This window comes from Streptomyces sp. NPDC030820 (genome assembly GCF_055572075.1).
The window spans coordinates 1-2086 of sequence record NZ_JBVIEB010000042.1 but is presented as its reverse complement, the minus strand read 5'-3'; the positions used below and the strand labels follow the sequence as shown (position 1 = coordinate 2086).

2 protein-coding genes are annotated in these 2086 nt (G+C 73.3%); both read right to left on the bottom strand.

All coding sequences use genetic code 11. The features are described 5' to 3' along the window. The coding region (locus ACZ418_RS42845; RefSeq protein WP_468374298.1) for a condensation domain-containing protein at positions 1–884 on the bottom strand (884 nt) is incomplete at its 3' end. After that, positions 881–2086: condensation domain-containing protein (locus ACZ418_RS42840; protein WP_468374295.1), on the bottom strand; the 1206-nt coding region annotated here is incomplete at its 5' end. The genes ACZ418_RS42845 and ACZ418_RS42840, both read right to left, overlap by 4 nt.

Sequence of the window (2086 nt, the reverse complement as noted above, 5' to 3'; positions counted from 1 at the left end):
ATGAACAGGCCGAGCATGTTCTCCACGCCCGGCAGCTCGCCCGGCCGTCCCGCCACCGTCGCGCCGAACACCACGTCGCGCCGGCCCGTCAGCTTCCCCAGCAACAGACCCCAGGCACCCTGCACCACCGTGTTGAGCGTCAGGCCGCGCCCACGGGCCATCGCCCGCAACGCCTCGGCCAGCCGCTCGCCCGCGCGGACCGTCACGCCCCCGGGCATGACCGGTGCCGGGTCCTGGTCCGCGGGGGCCACCAGGGTCGGCTCGTCCACCCCGGCCAGGGCCTCGCGCCACGCCTCCCGTGCGGCCTCGTCGTCCTGCCGTTGCAGCCACGCCAGGTACTCCCGGTACGGAGTCACCGGCGGCAGACCGTTCGCACGGCCCCCCGCGGTGTAGTGGGCGGTCCACTCACGCATCATCACCGGCATCGACCAGCCGTCCATGACGATGTGGTGCATCGTGATCACCAGCCGGAACCGGTCGGCACCCAGCTTGACCAGCAGCAACCGCAGCAGCGGCGGCTTCGCGAAGTCGAACCGACGGCCCCGCTCCTCCTCGGCCAGCCGCTCGGCGCCGGCCACCGCCTCGTCCGGTGCCAGATGCGAGAGGTCGGCCTCCTGCCAGGGCAGCGTCACACCCTTCACGACCACCTGGACCCACTGCTGGGTCTTGGCGGGCTGGCGGAATCCGGCCCGCAGGCTCGCGTGCCGTTCGAGCAGCGCCTCCCACGAGGCGCGCAGGGCCTCGGCATCCACCTCCCCCTCCAGGTCCAGGACCTGCTGAACCGCGTAGACGTCCTCGCCCCGGTCGTCGTACAGGGCGTGGAACAGCAGTCCCTCCTGCAGCGGCGACAACGGCCAGATGTCCTCGACGCGCAGCTGAGTCACTGTGCTCCCTCCCCGTCCATGAGTTCGGCTTCGAGCTCGTCGATCTGTTCCTGGCCGAGCGTCACCAGCGAGAAATCGGAAGGCGTATGGCCACCGGCGGCGTCGGGACGCGCGACATGGGCGGCGATCCCGGCGAGTACGGCCTGCCAGCCGGACAGCAGCCCGGCGGCCGCCGCCTCGTCGAGCAGCAGCCGTGGCCACGCGAGGGAAAGGACCAGATCGGGCCCTTCGGGGCGGTCGTGGACGACCGCGGTGGCCTCCAGGGCGTGTGCCGCCGCCATGCGGTCGTCGACGCCGCCGCCCAGGGCGTGCTCGCCGACCGGCTGCCAGTCCCCGGAGTCCCCCTCGGTGCCGCCCGCGCCGAACCGGCCCAGGTAGTTGAACGCGAGTTGCGGGGTGGGCAGTTCCGCGAGCACCGGGCCGGTCCCCGGGTTCAGGTAGCGCAGCAGTCCGAAGCCCAGGCCGTCGCCGGGCACTTGCCTCAGCTGCTCCTTGACCCGCTTCACCACCTGGCCCGCGACGGGGTCACCGGCACGTACCCCGTCGAAGTCCCGCGTCCCGGGGTCCAGCCGTACCGGGTGCACGCTGGTGAACCAGCCGACCGTGCGGGACAGGTCCATGCCCTCGGCCAGGGGCTCGCGGCCATGGCCCTCGACGTCGACCAGCAGGCCGGACTCCCCGGCGCCGCGCCATTCGGCGACCGCCGTGGCCAGGGCGGCGAGGAGGACGTCGTCGACACCGGCGTGGAAGGCCGCCGGCACCCTGGTCAGCAGCGCCTGGGTGGTCTCCGCCGGAACCGTCAGCGTGACCCGGCCCTTCGACGACGCCAGGTCCCGTGCCGGTTCCAGCGCGCGGGAGCCCAACAGGGGATCGCGGCCGTCGAGGATCCGCTTCCACACGGGCAGCTCGGCGGCCCGTTCCGTGCTGTTCGCCTCGTCGGCCAACGCCAGCACCCACTGCCGGAAGGCCACGGACACCGGTGCCGGTGAGTCGTCCGGGTGCGTGTACGCCTCGGCGAGGTCCGGCAGCAGGATGCGCCAGGACACCGCGTCGACCACCAGGTGGTGCGCGACCAGCAGCAGCCGCCCGGGAGTGTCGGGCCCGGCGTCGAACCACACCGCCTGCACCATCACCCCGGCCGACGGAGCCAGCCGCTCCCCGGCCGCCCGCATCTCCTCACCGGTCAGCCGCTCCAGCTCCGG